Genomic DNA, 17,176 nt, shown 5'->3' with positions numbered 1-17,176 from the left:
GGAAAATAAATGAAACTAACTACACAAACTACCTTGAAGAAAGGGTTTACCTTAATTGAATTGATGATAGTCATCGCCATCATCGCGATTTTAGCCACTATCGCTATTCCTTCTTATCAAAATTATACCAAAAAAGCAGCAGTATCCGAATTACTGCAAGCTTCCGCACCTTATAAGTCAGATGTGGAATTATGCGTTTATAGCACAGGCAAACCTTCTAGTTGCTCAGGAGGAAGCAATGGAATTGCGGCTGATATTACAACAGCAAAAGGCTATGTAAAATCAGTGACAACAAGCAACGGTGGAATAACAGTAGAGGGTAATGGTACATTAGATGGAATGAGTTATACACTCACAGCTGAAGGCGATAGTGCAAAAGGCGTTACATGGAAAACCACCTGTGGCACAACGAATGCCGATATTTTCCCTGCTGGATTCTGTTCAAAATGATCGACTTAACTGGTGCAAAACCTCGTGTAAAAGCACAAAATGGCGAGATATTTACGATCTCGCCAGATTTATGGGGGCGTAATCAGCAACAACAGTCGCTACTCTTACGTTATTTTGCGTTACCACTCAAAGAAGAAAATAATCGTCTCTGGCTAGGTGTCGATTCTCTTTCTAATCTTTCCGCCTGTGAAACTATTGCGTTTATAACTGGCAAGCTTGTTGAGCCAGTTTTATTAGAAAGCACTCAACTTAAAGAACTATTACAACAACTTGCCCCAAATCAACTTCAAGTGGAAGAGCAAGTTAAATATTACCAACATCAAGAACAGTCCCATCTTGAACAACAAGATGATGAGCCCGTTATTCGCTTGCTTAATCAAATTTTTGAATCTGCTTTACAAAACAATGCCTCAGATATTCATTTGGAGACCTTATCGGATCATTTCCAAGTGCGGTTTAGAATTGACGGTGTTTTACAAGCTCAGCCTCCACTTAGTAAAAATTTGGCGAATCGAATTATTTCTCGCCTAAAATTGCTCGCTAAATTAGATATCAGTGAAGCCCGCCTTCCACAAGATGGACGATTTCAATTTAAAACCACTTTTTCCGATATTCTTGATTTCCGTCTTTCAACGTTGCCAACCCATTGGGGAGAGAAAGTTGTCCTGAGAGCACAGCAAAATAAACCAGTAGAACTCAGCTTTTCTGAACTGGGTATGACAGAGAGTCAACAACAAGCATTTCAACGCGCGCTTAGCCAACCACAAGGATTAATTTTAGTTACAGGCCCAACAGGAAGTGGGAAAAGTATCTCACTTTACACCGCACTTCAGTGGCTAAATACACCTGATAAACATATTATGACCGCAGAGGATCCCATTGAAATTGAGCTTGATGGCATTATTCAAAGCCAAATTAATCCACAAATTGGATTAGATTTTAGCCGTCTATTGCGCGCTTTTTTACGTCAAGATCCCGATATCATTATGCTAGGTGAAATTCGCGATGAAGAAAGTGCAATGATTGCACTACGTGCCGCTCAAACTGGGCATTTGGTGCTTTCAACTTTACATACCAATGATGCAATATCTGCCATATCTCGCTTACAACAACTCGGTATTCAACAACATGAAATTGAAAACAGTTTACTACTCGTCATTGCGCAGCGTCTTGTACGAAAAATCTGTCCAAAGTGCGGTGGAAATTTAATAAATTCTTGTGATTGCCATCAAGGTTATCGAGGCCGAATCGGCGTGTATCAATTTCTACATTGGCAGCAGAATGGCTATCAAACTGATTTTCAAAATTTATGTGCGAGTGGTTTAGAAAAAGTTAGTCAAGGTATAACAGATGAGAAAGAAATTGAACGTGTGTTAGGTAAAAACTCATGACTAAAAAACTCTTTTATTATCAAGGTAGTAACGCATTAAATCAGAAACAAAAAGGCTCAATTATTGCGGATACGAAACAACAAGCACACTTTCAATTAATAAGCCGTGGGCTTACTCACATCAAATTACAACAAAACTGGCAATTTGGGGCAAAGCCCAAAAATTCAGAAATCAGTGAATTACTCAATCAATTAGCGACATTGCTACAATCCGCTATTCCGTTAAAAAACAGTATGCAAATTTTGCAACAAAATTGCACTCAAATTATGCTCAATGAATGGCTTGAACGACTGATTCAATCTATTGAATCTGGTTTAGCATTCTCACAAGCAATTGAACAACAAGGAAAATATCTCACTCAACAAGAAATTCAACTGATTCAAGTGGGAGAAATGACGGGCAAACTTTCCGTTGTTTGTAAAAAAATAGCCACGCATCGTAGCCAATCTTTAGCATTACAACGTAAATTACAGAAAATTATGTTATACCCCTCAATGGTATTGGGAATTTCTTTATTATTGACACTCGCATTACTGCTTTTTATCGTACCTCAATTTGCTGAAATGTACAGTGGCAACAACGCCGAATTACCAACAATCACCGCAATATTGCTCTCTATATCCAATTTTCTTAAGCAAAATATCGGCGTTTTGCTATTTTTCTCTTTTAATTTTTTTCTATTTTATTACTTCTATCTAAAACGCCAGACCTGGTTTTATCAAAAGAAAAATCAACTTATTTCTATCACGCCTATTTTTGGCACAATTAAAAAGCTTTCACGTTTAGTGAACTTTAGTCAAAGTTTACAAATTATGTTGCAAGCCGGCGTACCGCTTAATCAAGCACTAGACAGTTTTCTACCTCGCACACAAACTTGGCAAGCCAAGAAAACTCTCATAAATGACATCGTATTATATAAAGAAGTGCGGTCAATTTTACAATGGGTTTCTCAAGGCTATGCATTTTCTAATAGTGTAAGTAGCGATCTTTTCCCGATGGAAGCACAACAAATGCTACAAATTGGCGAGCAAAGCGGAAAACTCGCTTTGATGCTAGAGCATATCGCGGATAATTACCAAGAAAAACTTAATCATCAAATTGACTTACTCTCACAAATGCTAGAACCATTAATGATGGTGATCATCGGTAGTCTGATTGGAATTATTATGATGGGAATGTATTTACCTATCTTTAATATGGGCTCTGTTATTCAATGATTTACTTCGCAATGTTTTTATTAGGCGGTATCTTAGGGATCGCACTGTGGTTCTACCTATCTGGTTTTATTACGCGTTTACAGCAAGAGATTTATACAACTTATATTGAATTATTTCCACAAAACTTTCTGTTATTTCAACCGCACTTTGCCTCTATTCGACAAAAAAAGTGCGGTCATATTTTGAGGTATTTTTTAAGTGTTGGAATTGGATTTATATTTTTACAAATTGCCTTCAAAGATTCTATTTTTACTATATGGATCGGACTCACACTTCTTATTCTTTGGACAATCAGTTATCTTGATTGGGATTATCAACTTATTTCTACTACATCCTGTTTATGGTTACTTACTCTTGGTTTATTTGGAGCAGACAATAATTTTTCATTGCTTACGTTATCTGAAAGCATAAAAAGTGCGGCAAGTTTTTTTATTGTTTTCTACGCAATCTATTGGATTGCAAAATTCTATTACAAAAAAGAAGCCTTTGGACGAGGAGATTATTGGCTAGCAATGGCATTAGGAAGTTTTATTCATTTAGAAACTTTACCGCACTTTTTATTATTAGCCTCAGTTCTTGGAATATGTTTTTCGCTTATTCATAGGAAGAAAAAAGAATTTTTACCTTTTGCCCCTTTTATGAACTTGTCGGCTATCATCATTTATTTCGTCAAATATTACGGATATTAAAAAGGGGAAAAAATAATATTTTCCCCTTGTTCTTCATAGAAGTGCGGTTACTTTTACGAACGTTTCATCACTTCAAAAAACTCTTCGTTGGTTTTCGCCATCATGAGCTTATCAATCAAGAATTCCATTGCATCTACTTCATCCATTGGATTAAGAATCTTACGAAGAATCCACATTTTTTGTAATTCATCAGGTGTTGTGAGTAAGTCTTCTTTACGAGTACCAGAGCGTTTAAAGTCAATGGCTGGGAATACACGTCTTTCTGCGATTTTACGAGAAAGGTGTAATTCCATATTACCTGTACCTTTAAATTCTTCGAAAATAACTTCATCCATTTTCGAACCGGTATCAACTAGCGCAGTCGCAATAATCGTTAAACTACCACCTTCTTCCACATTACGAGCAGCACCAAAGAAACGTTTTGGACGATGCAACGCGTTAGCATCCACACCACCAGACAAAATTTTACCTGAAGCGGGGGTTACTGTATTGTAAGCACGTGCTAAACGTGTAATAGAGTCAAGCAAAATTACCACATCTTTTTTATGCTCGACTGAACGTTTCGCTTTTTCGATTACCATTTCTGCCACTTGAACGTGACGAGTTGCAGGCTCATCAAAAGTAGAAGCAATAACTTCGCCTTTTACTGAACGTTGCATTTCTGTCACTTCTTCTGGGCGTTCATCAATCAATAATACGATAAGCTCTACATCAGGATAATTATGCGTGATACTTTGCGCAATATTTTGCAGCAACATGGTTTTACCCGCTTTTGGCGGAGCAACAATCAAACCACGTTGACCTTTACCAATTGGTGATGCTAAATCCAAAATACGGGCAGTTAAATCTTCTGTTGAGCCATTGCCGCGCTCCATTCTTAAACGAGAATTAGCATGTAATGGCGTTAAGTTTTCAAATAAGATTTTGCTACGAGAAACTTCAGGCTTGTCATCATTAACTTGATCAACTTTTAAAAGTGCAAAATAGCGTTCGCCTTCTTTTGGTGGACGAATTTTACCTTCGATTTTATCACCAGTTTGAAGGTTAAAACGACGAATTTGACTTGGGGAAACATAGATATCATCAGGGCCTGCAAGGTAGGAACTGTCAGCTGAACGAAGGAAACCAAAACCATCCGGTAAGATTTCTAACACGCCACCGCCGAAAATATCTTCACCGCTTTTGGCGTGCTGTTTTAAAATTGCAAAGACAATATCTTGTTTACGCAAACGAGCTAAATTCTCTAAGCCCATTTGTTCTTCGCCAAGTTTCACAAGATCAGAAACAGGCGTATTTTTAAGTTCAGTTAAATGCATAATGAATAAATATTGGAATTAATAAGAATTGATGATTCGAATGGTGAGCCAATGCCCTTTGAATGGCGCGTAAATTACCACTAAAACCCTGTACTGTCTAGTGTTTCTTTATATTTAATCTAAAAAATTACCGCACTTTTCTTTCTCTTTTTAACATAGAAGTTTAGCCGTCTAGATTGTTATTTATTTGATTTTTCATTAGAATACGGACAATTTGTAAGGTTATCAATAAGCACTAAGGTAAATTATGGCGGATTGGGACGGAAAATATATCAGCCCTTATGCAGAACATGGCAAAAAAAGCGAGCAAGTAAAAAAAATCACTGTGTCTATTCCGATCAAAGTGTTAGAAATTTTGACGAATGAACGCACTCGCCGCCAATTAAAAAGTTTACGTCATGCAACTAACAGTGAATTACTTTGCGAAGCATTTTTGCATGCTTTCACCGGTCAACCTTTGCCCACTGATGCCGATTTAATGAAAGACCGTAATGATGAAATTCCCGAAGATGCCAAAGTGCTTATGCGTGAATTAGGCGTCGATCCAGAAAGTTGGGAATATTAACCGCACTTTTCATTTATCCTTTTAATCCATTCAAAATTGAACATTCAGGGCAGTCATTGCCCTGACAATTATCATGCCAATGCTGCAATTCTTGTACCATTTTTTGTAACTGTTCTATTTGTTGATTTAACATCGCAATATGTTGCGCCGTTAGTGCTTTCACTTCGCGACTGCTACGATTAGGATTATCTTGTAGTTCTAATAATTGTGCGATTTGATGTAATGAAAACCCAACATCGCGTGAGTGACGAATAAAATACAACCTTTCTAAATCGCTTTCTCCATAATTTCGATAGCCTGACAAACTGCGAACAGCGGGTTTAATTAAACCCATTTTTTCATAATCACGGATTTGTTTGGTAGATAAACCTACTAATTTGGCAGCTTCACTAATATTCATAAAAAATTTCTTGACCTTAACCTTACGTAAAGGTTTATAGTGTAGCCATCAATAAAACGACTAACAAGGAGTAAAAATGAAAACTATCACATTAAACATAGAAGGTATGCACTGCGGCGGTTGCGTAAAAAGCGTTACTCGAGTTTTAACTGAATTAGATGGCGTACAGTCTGCTGATGTGCAATTAGAAGGGAAAGCAAATATTACTTTTGATGAAAATCGAGTCAATGTTGCACAGTTGATTGAGGTAATTGAAGATGCCGGATTTGACGCCACAGAGTAAAAAAATTTCGATTCAGATTGGTGGGATGACCTGCCAATCTTGTGCCAATCGCATTGAAAAAGTTTTAAATAAAAAACCATTCGTGCAACAAGCTGGGGTGAATTTTGCCGCTGAAGAAGCTCAAGTTGTATTTGACTCTACGCAAGCAAGCGAAACTCAAATTATAGAGATTATTCATAAAACAGGTTTTTCTGCTCATATCAAACAAGCCAATGAATTGCCAATAGAAGAAAAAAATACATCAATCCCTTGGCGATTAATCATACTTTGGATAATCAATATTCCATTTCTGATTGGTATGCTTGGCATGATGAGCGGATCACATCACTTGATGCTGCCCCCTATTTGGCAATTTGCATTAGCGAGCATTGTGCAACTTTGGCTAGCCATTCCATTTTATCGCGGAGCAATCGGTAGTATTCGTGGTGGACTTGCCAATATGGATGTACTTGTCAGTACAGGAACGCTCACAATTTATTTTTATTCTGCTTTCATGTTGTTTTACCACGCCAATCATGCAATGGGACATGTGTACTTTGAAGCTTCAGTTATGGTGATTGGTTTTGTCAGTCTTGGAAAATTTCTTGAAGAGCGCACTAAAAAGCATAGCCTAAATAGCTTAAGCATGCTTTTGCAACTGACACCGAAAAAAGTCACTGCTCTACGTAATGACAAATGGACTGAAATTGCTCTTGACCAAGTAAATATCGGCGAAATCATTCGTGCAAATCAAGGCGAGCGTATTGCAGCAGACGGCATAATTGAAAGTGGAAATGGATGGTGTGATGAAAGTCATTTAACGGGCGAATCTCGTCCAGAAGAAAAACAGAAAGGTGGAAAAGTATTAGCGGGGGCAATGGTAACAGAAGGTTCTATTATCTATCGAGCGAATCAACTTGGTAGCCAAACCTTACTTGGCGATATGATGAATGCATTATCAGATGCGCAAGGCTCAAAAGCGCCAATTGCGCGATTTGCCGATAAAGTTGCGTCAGTGTTTGTGCCAGCCGTATTAGTGATTTCACTTGTTACTTTCGCGCTCACTTATATTCTGACGAATGATAGTGTATCTTCACTTATTCACGCAGTAGCCGTGCTTGTGATTGCTTGCCCTTGTGCCTTAGGATTAGCCACACCAGCAGCCATAATGGTTGGTTTGGGTAAAGCGGTCAATGCTGGCGTATGGTTTAAAGATGCGGCAGCAATGGAGGAAACCGCCCACGTGGATACCGTTGTGCTTGATAAAACTGGCACACTAACAAAAGGCGAGCTTGAAATTTCAGCACTATGGCAACCACAAAATGCCATGTATTCTGAAGAAGATTTATATTGTTTTGCCGCAGCAGTTGAACGACAAGCTAACCACCCAATTGCAAAAGCTATTGTGCAAGCAGCAGAACAAAAAATGTTAGAAATTCCTACCGCACTTTTTTCAAAAATGGAAGTCGGTCAAGGCATTCAAGCTGAATTAGAACAAGTGGGAACAATAAAAGTCGGTAAACCAGATTATTGCGGTTTAATCTTGCCTAAAAATTTAGAAGATATCTGGCAGATTGCGAGCATTGTGGCAGTATCTATAAATGATGAACCCATTGGCGCATTTGCACTAACGGACACCTTAAAAAACGATAGTTTGCACGCCATTCAACGCTTACAACAGCAAAATATTGATGTAGTAATTATGAGTGGCGATCAACAATCTGTCGTGGATTACATAGCAAAACAGCTCGGCATTAAGAAAGCCTTTGGTGGACTCAGCCCTAGAGATAAGGCGGAACAAATTCAAAAGCTGAAAGATCTAGGTCATGTTGTTGCCATGGTAGGTGATGGAATAAATGATGCGCCTGCTTTAGCCGCTGCAAACGTCAGTTTTGCGATGAAATCAGGTTCAGATATTGCAGAACAAACGGCCTCTGCAACGCTTATGCAACATTCGGTGAATCAACTTGTGGATGCGCTTTTTATTGCAAGGGCAACCTTGAAAAATATCAAACAAAATCTATTTTTTGCATTGATTTACAATATTCTCGGCATACCCCTTGCTGCTTTCGGTTTTCTAAATCCAGTGATTGCAGGCGCCGCGATGGCGATGAGTTCAATTTCCGTATTGATGAACGCCTTAAGATTGAAAAAAGTGCGGTTCTAATTTCATTTATTTTTATACGCAATCGGTGTCGTGCTCGCACCGATTTTTTTGTCGCTGAAAATTACCGCACTTTTTATAAAAAAATTTTAACTTGATCACAATTTTAGAATTTGCTCTTTGAGATTCTCTATTTATCGGCATAACATAATACTCAAATTTTGTTAGGGCATATTTTGCTCTGCAAATTGACAAATTTAAATAATTTATGCTTTGGAGCAAACTATGAAACCAACAGAAAAACTCAAATGGAACAAATTTGATGCAACATGGATGTTAAACCTTTTCGGTACGGCGGTTGGCGCTGGCGTCTTATTCCTACCGATTAACGCAGGGATGGGCGGATTTTGGCCGTTAGTTTTAATGGCAATTATCGTCGGACCAATGACCTATTTTGCTCACCGTGGCTTAGCCTATTTTGTACTTTCATCAAAAAATCCTGGCAGCGATATTACTGAAGTAGTGGAAGAACACTTTGGTAAAACAGCGGGTAAACTTATCACCCTACTTTATTTCTTCGCGATTTTCCCCATTCTTTTAATTTACGGAAACGGTATTACTAACACAGTCGATTCTTTCATTGTAAACCAACTTGGCATGGCATCGCCAAACCGAGCTATTCTCTCTTTTGTATTAATTGCAGTATTGATTTCCGTCATGCTATTTAATGAAAAAGTGATGCTAAAAATCACAGAATGGCTTGTTTACCCATTAGTATTAATTTTATTCGCACTTTCTATTTACTTAATTCCGGAATGGAATGGTGCGATGTTACATGAATTCCCAACAGCAGGCGGTTTTGTCACCACATTGTGGCTTACTATTCCTGTATTGGTATTCTCATTTAACCATTCACCAGCAATTTCATCTTTCACTTGCTCACAATTCCGTGAATACAAAACTTTCGAGGGTGCAGAACGCCATATCGGCCATACAGAAAAAGGCACCTCAACCATTTTATTATTCTTCGTAATGTTCTTCGTATTTAGCTGTGTATTAACACTAACACCTGAAGAATTAGTGGCAGCAAAAGCACAAAATATCAGTATCTTGTCTTTCTTAGCGAATAAATTTGATAACCCATATATCTCTTATTTTGGCCCGCTTGTTGCATTCTTAGCGATTACTAGCTCATTCTTTGGTCACTATATGGGCGCACGTGAAGGCTTAGAAGGCTTATATTTGAAAATGAAAGGCGAATCTGTAAATCGTAAAAAACTCAATTATGCGACCGCACTTTTCTTCCTATTAACTTTATGGGGCGTTGCGATTATTAATCCAAGTATCTTAGGCTTAATCGAATCTCTTGGCGGTCCAATCATTGCGATGATTTTGTTTATCATGCCAATGTACGCGATTCGTAAAATCCCAGCGATGAAACGCTACAGAGGACGTTTCAGTAATGTTTTTGTAACGATTATGGGATTAATCGCTATCTCTGCGGTTGTTTATGGATTATTATAAGCGCCCTTTAAAGTTTAGCGAATTTTGAGAAATTTATGATTAGCGTATTTGATATGTTTAAAGTGGGAATTGGGCCATCCAGTTCCCACACTGTCGGTCCGATGAAAGCCGGCAAACAATTTATAGACGACTTAATTGAACGAAATCAGTTTGAACAAACGGCTGAAATTCATGTGGATGTATATGGTTCTCTTTCGATGACAGGGAGAGGCCACAGTACGGATATCGCCATCATCATGGGGCTAGCGGGTTATTTACCACATAATGTGGATATCGATATGATTTCAGATTTCATCGATAAAGTGAAACAAACTGCGCTTTTACCAATTAATATTGGTCAAAAGACGGTAAAATTTGATTTTGAAAATAATCTCATTTTCCACCGCACTTTTTTAAAATTGCACGAAAATGGCATGACAATTACCGCTCTTGATGAAAATCGCACAGAACTTTATCGCCAAACCTATTATTCGATCGGTGGTGGTTTTATTGTCGATGAAGCCCATTTTGGCCAAGAAGAAAAAAACACGGTCCAAGTGCCTTATCCTTACAAAAATGCAGAAGATATTTTAAAACATTGCAGTGATAACGGCTTAATGCTTTCCACTGTGATGTTGGAAAATGAAGTTGCCTTGCATGGCAAAGAAGCTGTCAGTGCTCATCTAGAAAATGTCTGGAAGACGATGCAAGCTTGTATCGAACACGGTATTCACACTGAAGGGATTTTACCTGGGCCATTACGAGTGCCACGTCGTGCAGCATCTCTTTATCGTATGTTGCAAGCAAATACTAATTTGTCCAACGATCCAATGCGTGTGATCGACTGGGTCAATATGTTTGCACTTGCTGTCAATGAAGAAAATGCAGCGGGTGGACGTGTAGTCACAGCACCAACAAACGGTGCATGCGGGATTATTCCAGCTGTATTGGCTTACTATGAGAAGTTCATCTCACCATTAACACCTGAAATCATTGAACGCTATTTATTAGCAGCAGGTATGATTGGTTCACTTTATAAAATGAATGCTTCGATTTCTGGTGCAGAAGTGGGTTGCCAAGGTGAAGTGGGTGTAGCCTGTTCAATGGCTGCTGCAGGACTAGCTGAAATTTTGGGTGGTAATCCACTGCAAGTATGTATCGCAGCTGAGATTGCAATGGAGCATAACTTGGGATTAACTTGCGACCCTGTCGGTGGTCAAGTTCAAGTACCTTGTATCGAACGCAATGCGATTGCTTCAGTAAAAGCAATCAATGCATCACGCATGGCTTTACGCCGGACCACTAATCCAAGAGTAACCTTAGATAAAGTGATTGAAACAATGTACGAAACAGGCAAAGATATGAACGCCAAATACCGCGAAACATCGCAAGGCGGACTTGCAGTTAAGATTGTTTGTACTTAAATACAAAAATTTCAATTCAATTTATTGTATATAAAACTAAAGCCTTGATAATCAAGGCTTTAGTTTTTCTATCTAAAATAATGGTAATTATAATGATACCCGACACTTGGGACTACGGGGATAACTGGTAGCGAACTTCTCACTCGAGTTTTAACCTTATTATCACTCGCATTCAATTTTAAGTTAGTATCAACTTGACTTGCCACTTTATCTTTCTGCGCCTGAGTAACCGTATTACCACTTGTTACACGAGCATTATACTCTTGCACAGCCTTCATATCATAAACACCGCCACTAGTTTGTTCTGGTTGAGATGAACATGCTGCTAAACCTAAAATTGCACAACTAACAAAAACTATTTTTCTCATTAAATACATCCTATTTACAAATTACGTCAGTTAATACCGCTCTTCCTTCGGAAATATGATTAACTGCTTTTTCTTTCAATGTTTTATTTTCCTGTAATTGAATACGCTCAAACAAAGCTTTGTTTGTAATTGAATAAACAGGCACATAACTTAAATTCTGAGACTCTTTCCGACTATAAATCGTTGCCCCCGTTACACTGCCATAATATTCACTCGTATCATCAGGGTAAATATAATGATGCGTTGAATTGGTGTAATCCACCCCATTTTTTACTTTAAATCCGTGACAAATACCAGCTGGAGACTCATAAATGCTCTCAGATGAGCTCATTTCATCAATTTTATAAACTTTTAATTCTATACTTTGAGCAAGCTTTTTAACATCATTATCCGAAACATCAGAATTAAACGTTTTTTTATCTCCAGCATCAACATAAGTAATTGAGCTAGAAAAGCCATCGGCAAGAGAAAATGGCGAAGTAAATAAACTTCCTGCTATAAGACAGAACAAAGAAAAAGAAGTGCAATTTTTTTGCTTCATTTCAAGTTTTTCCTTAATACTCGTTAAATTAATATTGTTCTGCGAGATAGATTGTCAGCTCTATAAAAAAATACAACCAGGTGAAATTTATTTACTGACTCCAACAAGCTTGCATTAAATTTTCATCAAAAAGCTAGGTAACAGTTTAATTGTTATTTTGACTAATAACTACGCTAAAATCACCAATCCATCGCACTATACCAAAAAGAGGTACAATCTACTAGGTTATTTTTCAGGCGTAATACTTTTTGATTTTTCTTCATTTTGAGCTTCTAAAGCATCACGCGCGGCACGAATACTTTTTTCAATTAGTGGAACACGCTCATCATCTTTCGGCATTAAGCGTAGCATCATCGCCCAAGTCACTGCCGCCATTTTATAATCTTCCGTTTCAAAGTAACGGAACGCGAGCAAACTTAACGCCTCAACATTAGTGTGATCTTGACGAATCACTTCACGTAATAAATCTCCACCTTTAAGTTTATCAGTCGCATCTTCAGAGAACATCAATACGCGGGCATAGCCTAATTTATATTGCACATTATCTGGTTCGAGTTTATTAGCCTTTTGATAGCTATCGAATGCCAAACGTGCATCACCTAAATTCATCCCAATTTGACCGAGCATCCACCATTTTTTTGCATCAATTGGATTTTTTTGCAAATCAATTCGAAGTGCGGTAGAAAATTGCTGCATTTCTGCATCAGAAAATGGATTTTTATCTTCATCTTTCATTCGATCAAAGAAATATGGCAATTTCGCATAAGTTTGCTCTAACATCGATTCGGCTTGCCAAGAGCCCACCATAAAATAAGAAGAGCCCGCGATAATTCCTAGCGCCAACACACCAGACACAAACCACACTTTTCCATAAGATTTACCTGAAGAATCCACATTCTCTTGAACCTTGCTCGGAACATCATCAAGCAAGGTTTTCTGTAATTCTTGTTTGAGCTGCTCAACATTTTCAACTAAACCTTGGGAATTATCTTGCTCAATTTCTTCCAAGCGCGAGAAATATAACGCCTTATTTAAATCATCACGTTTTTGCCCATGTTTCGCTTTGAATTGACGCAATAAAGGATAAAAACAAATTAACGACACAACTAAAGTGGTTAATATAAAAATTAATGCAAAATTCATCTATTTATCCTTGTTTAATAATTCTGCCAAACGAGCATTATCTTCATCAGTTAAAACATCTTGGGATTTCACCGCACTTTGAGCTTTTGGTTTACGTCTTAATAAAAATACCACACCTAACAACACAAGCAATAATGGCGCAATCCATAGCACTAATGTGCTCGCTGTCATAGGTGGATCATAGGTTACAAAATTGCCGTAACGAGCCACCATATAATCCACTACGTCATTTTTCGATTTGCCTTCTTGTAAAAGCTCAAATACTTTGCCACGCATATCCACAGCGATAGTCGCATTGGAATCCGCAATATTGTTATTTTGACATTGAGGGCAACGCAAAGATTGTGTTAATTGATGGTAATCACTCTCTTGCTGTGGAGAAGTAAAATTAAGTGCATCAATAGCTGAAAACGCCATTGAGCTAAACAAAAGTGCGGTCAAAAATAGCCATGTTTTTTTCATTATTGTTACTCCGAAAGTTTGTCATAAATTGGTTTCAAAGTCTGAATCCAAACCTTCTCGTTTACATCACCAGCATAACGATAATGAATCAGGCCTTTACCATCTATAATAAAAGTTTCTGGCGCACCATATACTCCTAAATCCAAACCGAAAGAACCTTTTTCATCTTTTAAAACAACTTTATAAGGATTACCAAGATCTTTTAACCACTTCATTGCTTTAGGTGATTCATCTTTATAATCTAAACCGATAATTCTCACACCATCTTTAGCAAGTTTGTTTAAATATTGATGCTCTGCATAACAAGTCGGACACCACGTTGCCCAAACATTAAGCAAAACTGGCTTACCTTGTTGAAACAATTCGTTCGTGTAAGCTTTATTTTCAAACAACTCCGTTAAATTTTTTGCTGGCACAGGCTTTCCAACCAAAGCAGACTCTAATGCTTTAATATCTTCACCTTGCGCATTGCGTTTTAATTGCACTAAAAAGGCAATTGTTATCGATAAAAAGAGAATAAGAGGAACGAGTAATTTTTTTTTCATTTTTTACCGCACTTTAAATATAAAAACCAAAGTTGGCTTTCCTGAAAGCCCGCATTATTCACACAAGCTAATTAAAAGTTAAGGCACACCTTAATCAAGGTGCGCCGTCATATTATTTTTTCAATAAAGCGTTAAATCGATAGCGTCGATCGAACATACACAACAATCCACCTAACGCCATAAACAAGCCGCCAATCCAAATCCAGCGAATAAATGGCTTGTAATATAAGCGTAACGCCCAAGAATTGTCCTCAAGTTTTTCACCAAGTGCCACATAAAGGTCACGAGTTAAACCACCAGCAATAGCGGCTTCCGTCATAGACATACGACTTACTGTGTAAAAACGTTTTTCTGCGAATAAACTTGCCTCTGGTTGCCCATCTTTCGAAATATCAATTTTCGCTTTTCCACCAACATAATTTGGACCATTCGCATCCGTCACTCCGGCGAATTTAAAATCGTAACGACCAATTTGTGCACTTTCCCCGACTTTCATTCGAACATCACGTTCTACGCTGAAGTTTTGGCTAAATGCGATCCCCCAAACAGTCATTGCTACGCCTAAGTGAGCTAACATCATTCCCCAATGAGAACGAGATAGTTTTCGTACGCCCACAAAGAATGACTCACGATGCGTAGCACGTTGTTGCAACTCATAAAGCGCAAGTAACGCGATAATCACCGTCATCATTGAACCAAGCACCGAACTCACGGTAATTTTATCTTGCAAGAAGTAAGGTAACGCAAAACCTGCAATCACCATAACAAATACGCTGATAACAACAGGCGTACGAATTGCAGAAAATTGGTCTCTACGCCATTTCACCAAAGGTCCAATACCAAGCAATAATGCAAATGGTGTCATAATAATTAAGAACATTTGATCAAAGAATGGCGCACCAATAGAAATAGAGCCTAAACCAAGTTGTTTGTGAACGAGCGGTAACAACGTTCCTAAGAACACAACGCAAAGTGCGGTCATTAATAAGATATTATTTAATAACAACATGCTTTCACGTGAATAACGTTCTGCATTATCACGAGAGCGAATTTGACTGCCTTTATACGCATAGAGCGCTAGCGAACCACCAATCACCACAACAAGGTAAGCCAAAATATACAAACCACGAGTTGGATCCGATGCAAATGCGTGAACTGAAACTAAGATGCCAGAACGAACTAAGAATGTGCCGAGCAAACAAAGTGAAAAGGCTAAAATAGCAAGTAATACCGTCCAAGCTTTGAAAGAACCGCGTTTTTCTGTGACAGAAAGGGAGTGAATCAATGCAGTACCAGCAAGCCAAGGCATAAACGATGAGTTTTCCACAGGATCCCAGAACCACCAGCCCCCCCAGCCAAGCTCATAATAAGCCCACCAAGAACCGAGCACGATACCTAAAGTTAAAAACACCCAAGCAGCAAGTGTCCAAGGACGTGACCAACGCGCCCAAGCCGAGTCTAATTTTCCGGTCATTAAGGATGCAATCGCAAACGCAAATGCCACAGAAAAACCAACATAGCCCATATAAAGTAATGGCGGATGGAAAATCAAGCCTACATCTTGCAACATTGGATTGAGCTCTTTTCCGTCCACTGGGAAATCAGGGAAAGTACGCGTAAAAGGATTTGAGGTGAACAAGACGAACAACACAAAACCTACGCTAATAATCCCCATAATACCAAGCACGCGAGCAACCGCTTCTTGAGGTAAATGTTTACTCAACAAAGCAACGGCAGATGACCAAACGGCCAATAGCCAAATCCACAGTAATAAAGAACCTTCATGAGAACCCCATACGGCAGACAAACGATAATAAATAGGTAAAGCCGTATTAGAGTTATTCACCACATACTGCACACTAAAATCATTTACTGCGAATAAATAAAATAACGCAGCAAAAGCGATGCTTAAACTTGCAAATAAACCATAAGTCATTGGGCGAGCTAATGCCATTAATTGTGCATTGCCCTTTTCTGCCCCCCACAAAGGGAAAATCGCCAACATAAGCGATACAGCTAAACTTAAAGCCAGCGCATAATTTCCTAATTCAGCAATCATTTTGCGCCTTCTTTTTCTTGACGATCACGTGTGCTTTCGCCTTTTAAATCTGCATCACCAATCCCCATTGGTTTATGCACTTTTTGCATTTTTTCACCTAATTCTGGTGGCACATAATTTTCATCGTGTTTAGCCAATACTTCTGTTGCGGTTAAAACGGTTGGCTGAGTTAATACTCCTTGAGCCACAATACCTTGTCCTTCGCGGAAAAGATCTGGCAAAATGCCTTCATATTCAACAGTGATCGCAGGGCCAATATCATTTAAATCGAACCGCACTTTTAAGCTTTTTGGATCACGCACTACCGTGCCTTCAACCACCATACCACCAACACGAATTCGCTGCCCCACTTCAGGTTTTTGATTCGGGTTATTATCCTTACCTTGAATCACTTCAGATGGAGTATAAAACAAGTCGATATTTTGACGTAACGCATACAGCATCAATCCACTTGCAATAGCAATGCCGAGCACAACAAAAATGACTAATTTAAATCTGGATTTACGTCTTGGATTCATAGTGTGTTCCCTTTATTTGCTTGTTGTAAACGTTCTTCGCGTTGTTGCTCACGCAATACATTTTGTAACACTGTCTTGCGTTGTTTTACACTTTGAACAATTAAGGCAATAACTGCCACTAAACTTATTGCATAGGATAACCATACGTAAAAACCGTAGCCACCCATATTAAAAAAATCACTCCAAGTTTGGAAAAACATAAAATATTCCTTATAAAAA

19 protein-coding genes are annotated in these 17,176 nt (G+C 38.3%); 9 read left to right on the top strand and 10 right to left on the bottom strand.

The features are described from left to right. Positions 1–9: 9 nt before the first annotated feature. The 4 genes from ppdD to A8M50_RS00895 are packed head-to-tail and all read left to right on the top strand — an operon-like array spanning position 10 to position 3,747. Complete coding sequence (ppdD, locus tag A8M50_RS00910) at positions 10–450, top strand: prepilin peptidase-dependent pilin (protein WP_005645818.1); 441 nt, start codon at positions 10–12, stop codon at positions 448–450. Then, entirely contained in the window at positions 447–1,841 is a 1,395-nt protein-coding gene (locus tag A8M50_RS00905; RefSeq protein WP_005645627.1) for a GspE/PulE family protein, read from the top strand. The genes ppdD and A8M50_RS00905 overlap by 4 nt, the downstream gene beginning before the upstream one ends. Next, a complete protein-coding gene (locus A8M50_RS00900; protein WP_005645613.1) occupies positions 1,838–3,058 on the top strand; it encodes a type II secretion system F family protein in 1,221 nt (406 codons plus the stop codon). The genes A8M50_RS00905 and A8M50_RS00900 overlap by 4 nt, the downstream gene beginning before the upstream one ends. Continuing rightward, positions 3,055–3,747, top strand: a complete 693-nt coding sequence (locus A8M50_RS00895; RefSeq protein WP_032826547.1) for a prepilin peptidase — start codon at positions 3,055–3,057, stop codon at positions 3,745–3,747. The genes A8M50_RS00900 and A8M50_RS00895 overlap by 4 nt, the downstream gene beginning before the upstream one ends. A gap of 53 nt (positions 3,748–3,800) precedes the next feature. Here A8M50_RS00895 and rho read toward each other — a convergent pair whose 3' ends face one another. Beyond that, the gene (rho, locus tag A8M50_RS00890; protein WP_005645796.1) at positions 3,801–5,063 is read right to left on the bottom strand and encodes a transcription termination factor Rho; all 1,263 of its coding nucleotides are present in this window, start codon (positions 5,061–5,063) and stop codon (positions 3,801–3,803) included. Between the two features lie 247 nt (positions 5,064–5,310). On the opposite strand from rho, the gene metJ reads away from it, so the two are divergent. Next, complete coding sequence (gene metJ / locus A8M50_RS00885) at positions 5,311–5,628, top strand: met regulon transcriptional regulator MetJ (RefSeq protein WP_005645566.1); 318 nt, start codon at positions 5,311–5,313, stop codon at positions 5,626–5,628. A 13-nt stretch (positions 5,629–5,641) separates the two neighbouring features. On the opposite strand, the gene cueR is transcribed toward metJ, so the two are convergent. Further along, positions 5,642–6,028 carry a Cu(I)-responsive transcriptional regulator gene (cueR, locus tag A8M50_RS00880; RefSeq protein WP_005645709.1) on the bottom strand — a complete coding sequence of 129 codons (387 nt, stop codon included), beginning with the start codon at positions 6,026–6,028 and terminating at the stop codon, positions 5,642–5,644. A gap of 76 nt (positions 6,029–6,104) precedes the next feature. Between cueR and A8M50_RS00875 the strand changes: the two genes are divergently transcribed. The 4 genes from A8M50_RS00875 (at position 6,105) to A8M50_RS00860 (ending at position 11,321) form a co-directional block, all read left to right on the top strand. Further along, positions 6,105–6,311 (top strand): heavy-metal-associated domain-containing protein, encoded by a 207-nt coding sequence (locus A8M50_RS00875; RefSeq protein ID WP_005634291.1) that lies wholly within the window; start codon positions 6,105–6,107, stop codon positions 6,309–6,311. Continuing rightward, complete coding sequence (locus A8M50_RS00870) at positions 6,286–8,457, top strand: heavy metal translocating P-type ATPase (protein WP_032826546.1); 2,172 nt, start codon at positions 6,286–6,288, stop codon at positions 8,455–8,457. Before A8M50_RS00875 ends, A8M50_RS00870 begins: the two co-directional genes overlap by 26 nt. A 222-nt stretch (positions 8,458–8,679) precedes the next feature. After that, positions 8,680–9,918: an HAAAP family serine/threonine permease gene (locus A8M50_RS00865; RefSeq protein WP_005645609.1), complete on the top strand. Its 1,239-nt coding sequence runs from the start codon at positions 8,680–8,682 to the stop codon at positions 9,916–9,918. 35 nt (positions 9,919–9,953) lie between these two features. Beyond that, a complete protein-coding gene (locus A8M50_RS00860) occupies positions 9,954–11,321 on the top strand; it encodes an L-serine ammonia-lyase (RefSeq protein ID WP_005645776.1) in 1,368 nt (455 codons plus the stop codon). Positions 11,322–11,389: 68 nt separating this feature from the next. Here the strand turns inward: A8M50_RS00860 and A8M50_RS00855 are convergent, their stop codons facing one another. The 8 genes from A8M50_RS00855 to ccmD all read right to left on the bottom strand — a co-directional run bounded on the left by A8M50_RS00855 (position 11,390) and on the right by ccmD (position 17,157). After that, positions 11,390–11,689, bottom strand: a complete 300-nt coding sequence (locus A8M50_RS00855) for a hypothetical protein (RefSeq protein WP_005645634.1) — start codon at positions 11,687–11,689, stop codon at positions 11,390–11,392. 10 nt (positions 11,690–11,699) lie between these two features. Beyond that, positions 11,700–12,230 (bottom strand): DUF8095 domain-containing protein, encoded by a 531-nt coding sequence (locus tag A8M50_RS00850; protein ID WP_005645794.1) that lies wholly within the window; start codon positions 12,228–12,230, stop codon positions 11,700–11,702. A gap of 225 nt (positions 12,231–12,455) precedes the next feature. Beyond that, the gene (ccmI, locus tag A8M50_RS00845; RefSeq protein ID WP_005645719.1) at positions 12,456–13,373 is read right to left on the bottom strand and encodes a c-type cytochrome biogenesis protein CcmI; all 918 of its coding nucleotides are present in this window, start codon (positions 13,371–13,373) and stop codon (positions 12,456–12,458) included. Continuing rightward, complete coding sequence (locus A8M50_RS00840) at positions 13,374–13,835, bottom strand: cytochrome c-type biogenesis protein (protein ID WP_005645674.1); 462 nt, start codon at positions 13,833–13,835, stop codon at positions 13,374–13,376. A gap of 5 nt (positions 13,836–13,840) precedes the next feature. Continuing rightward, positions 13,841–14,380: a DsbE family thiol:disulfide interchange protein gene (locus tag A8M50_RS00835; protein ID WP_005645772.1), complete on the bottom strand. Its 540-nt coding sequence runs from the start codon at positions 14,378–14,380 to the stop codon at positions 13,841–13,843. 112 nt (positions 14,381–14,492) lie between these two features. Beyond that, positions 14,493–16,439, bottom strand: a complete 1,947-nt coding sequence (locus A8M50_RS00830) for a heme lyase CcmF/NrfE family subunit (RefSeq protein ID WP_005645761.1) — start codon at positions 16,437–16,439, stop codon at positions 14,493–14,495. Further along, positions 16,436–16,957 carry a cytochrome c maturation protein CcmE gene (gene ccmE / locus A8M50_RS00825; RefSeq protein WP_005631161.1) on the bottom strand — a complete coding sequence of 174 codons (522 nt, stop codon included), beginning with the start codon at positions 16,955–16,957 and terminating at the stop codon, positions 16,436–16,438. Before ccmE ends, A8M50_RS00830 begins: the two co-directional genes overlap by 4 nt. Next, complete coding sequence (ccmD, locus tag A8M50_RS00820) at positions 16,954–17,157, bottom strand: heme exporter protein CcmD (RefSeq protein WP_005645660.1); 204 nt, start codon at positions 17,155–17,157, stop codon at positions 16,954–16,956. Before ccmD ends, ccmE begins: the two co-directional genes overlap by 4 nt. Positions 17,158–17,176: the final 19 nt, after the last annotated feature.

Origin of the sequence: Haemophilus haemolyticus (genome assembly GCF_001679045.1) — a bacterium.
Lineage (GTDB): Bacteria > Pseudomonadota > Gammaproteobacteria > Enterobacterales > Pasteurellaceae > Haemophilus > Haemophilus haemolyticus.
This window is presented reverse-complemented; position numbering and strand designations above follow the sequence as displayed.

Coding starts and splice junctions, on each gene's coding strand:
- ppdD (WP_005645818.1), top strand. CDS start 10: ATGAAACTAACTACACAAACTACCTTGAAGAAAGGGTTTACCTTAATT.
- A8M50_RS00905 (WP_005645627.1), top strand. CDS start 447: ATGATCGACTTAACTGGTGCAAAACCTCGTGTAAAAGCACAAAATGGC.
- A8M50_RS00900 (WP_005645613.1), top strand. CDS start 1,838: ATGACTAAAAAACTCTTTTATTATCAAGGTAGTAACGCATTAAATCAG.
- A8M50_RS00895 (WP_032826547.1), top strand. CDS start 3,055: ATGATTTACTTCGCAATGTTTTTATTAGGCGGTATCTTAGGGATCGCA.
- rho (WP_005645796.1), bottom strand. CDS start 5,063: ATGCATTTAACTGAACTTAAAAATACGCCTGTTTCTGATCTTGTGAAA.
- metJ (WP_005645566.1), top strand. CDS start 5,311: ATGGCGGATTGGGACGGAAAATATATCAGCCCTTATGCAGAACATGGC.
- cueR (WP_005645709.1), bottom strand. CDS start 6,028: ATGAATATTAGTGAAGCTGCCAAATTAGTAGGTTTATCTACCAAACAA.
- A8M50_RS00875 (WP_005634291.1), top strand. CDS start 6,105: ATGAAAACTATCACATTAAACATAGAAGGTATGCACTGCGGCGGTTGC.
- A8M50_RS00870 (WP_032826546.1), top strand. CDS start 6,286: ATGCCGGATTTGACGCCACAGAGTAAAAAAATTTCGATTCAGATTGGT.
- A8M50_RS00865 (WP_005645609.1), top strand. CDS start 8,680: ATGAAACCAACAGAAAAACTCAAATGGAACAAATTTGATGCAACATGG.
- A8M50_RS00860 (WP_005645776.1), top strand. CDS start 9,954: ATGATTAGCGTATTTGATATGTTTAAAGTGGGAATTGGGCCATCCAGT.
- A8M50_RS00855 (WP_005645634.1), bottom strand. CDS start 11,689: ATGAGAAAAATAGTTTTTGTTAGTTGTGCAATTTTAGGTTTAGCAGCA.
- A8M50_RS00850 (WP_005645794.1), bottom strand. CDS start 12,230: ATGAAGCAAAAAAATTGCACTTCTTTTTCTTTGTTCTGTCTTATAGCA.
- ccmI (WP_005645719.1), bottom strand. CDS start 13,373: ATGAATTTTGCATTAATTTTTATATTAACCACTTTAGTTGTGTCGTTA.
- A8M50_RS00840 (WP_005645674.1), bottom strand. CDS start 13,835: ATGAAAAAAACATGGCTATTTTTGACCGCACTTTTGTTTAGCTCAATG.
- A8M50_RS00835 (WP_005645772.1), bottom strand. CDS start 14,380: ATGAAAAAAAAATTACTCGTTCCTCTTATTCTCTTTTTATCGATAACA.
- A8M50_RS00830 (WP_005645761.1), bottom strand. CDS start 16,439: ATGATTGCTGAATTAGGAAATTATGCGCTGGCTTTAAGTTTAGCTGTA.
- ccmE (WP_005631161.1), bottom strand. CDS start 16,957: ATGAATCCAAGACGTAAATCCAGATTTAAATTAGTCATTTTTGTTGTG.
- ccmD (WP_005645660.1), bottom strand. CDS start 17,157: ATGTTTTTCCAAACTTGGAGTGATTTTTTTAATATGGGTGGCTACGGT.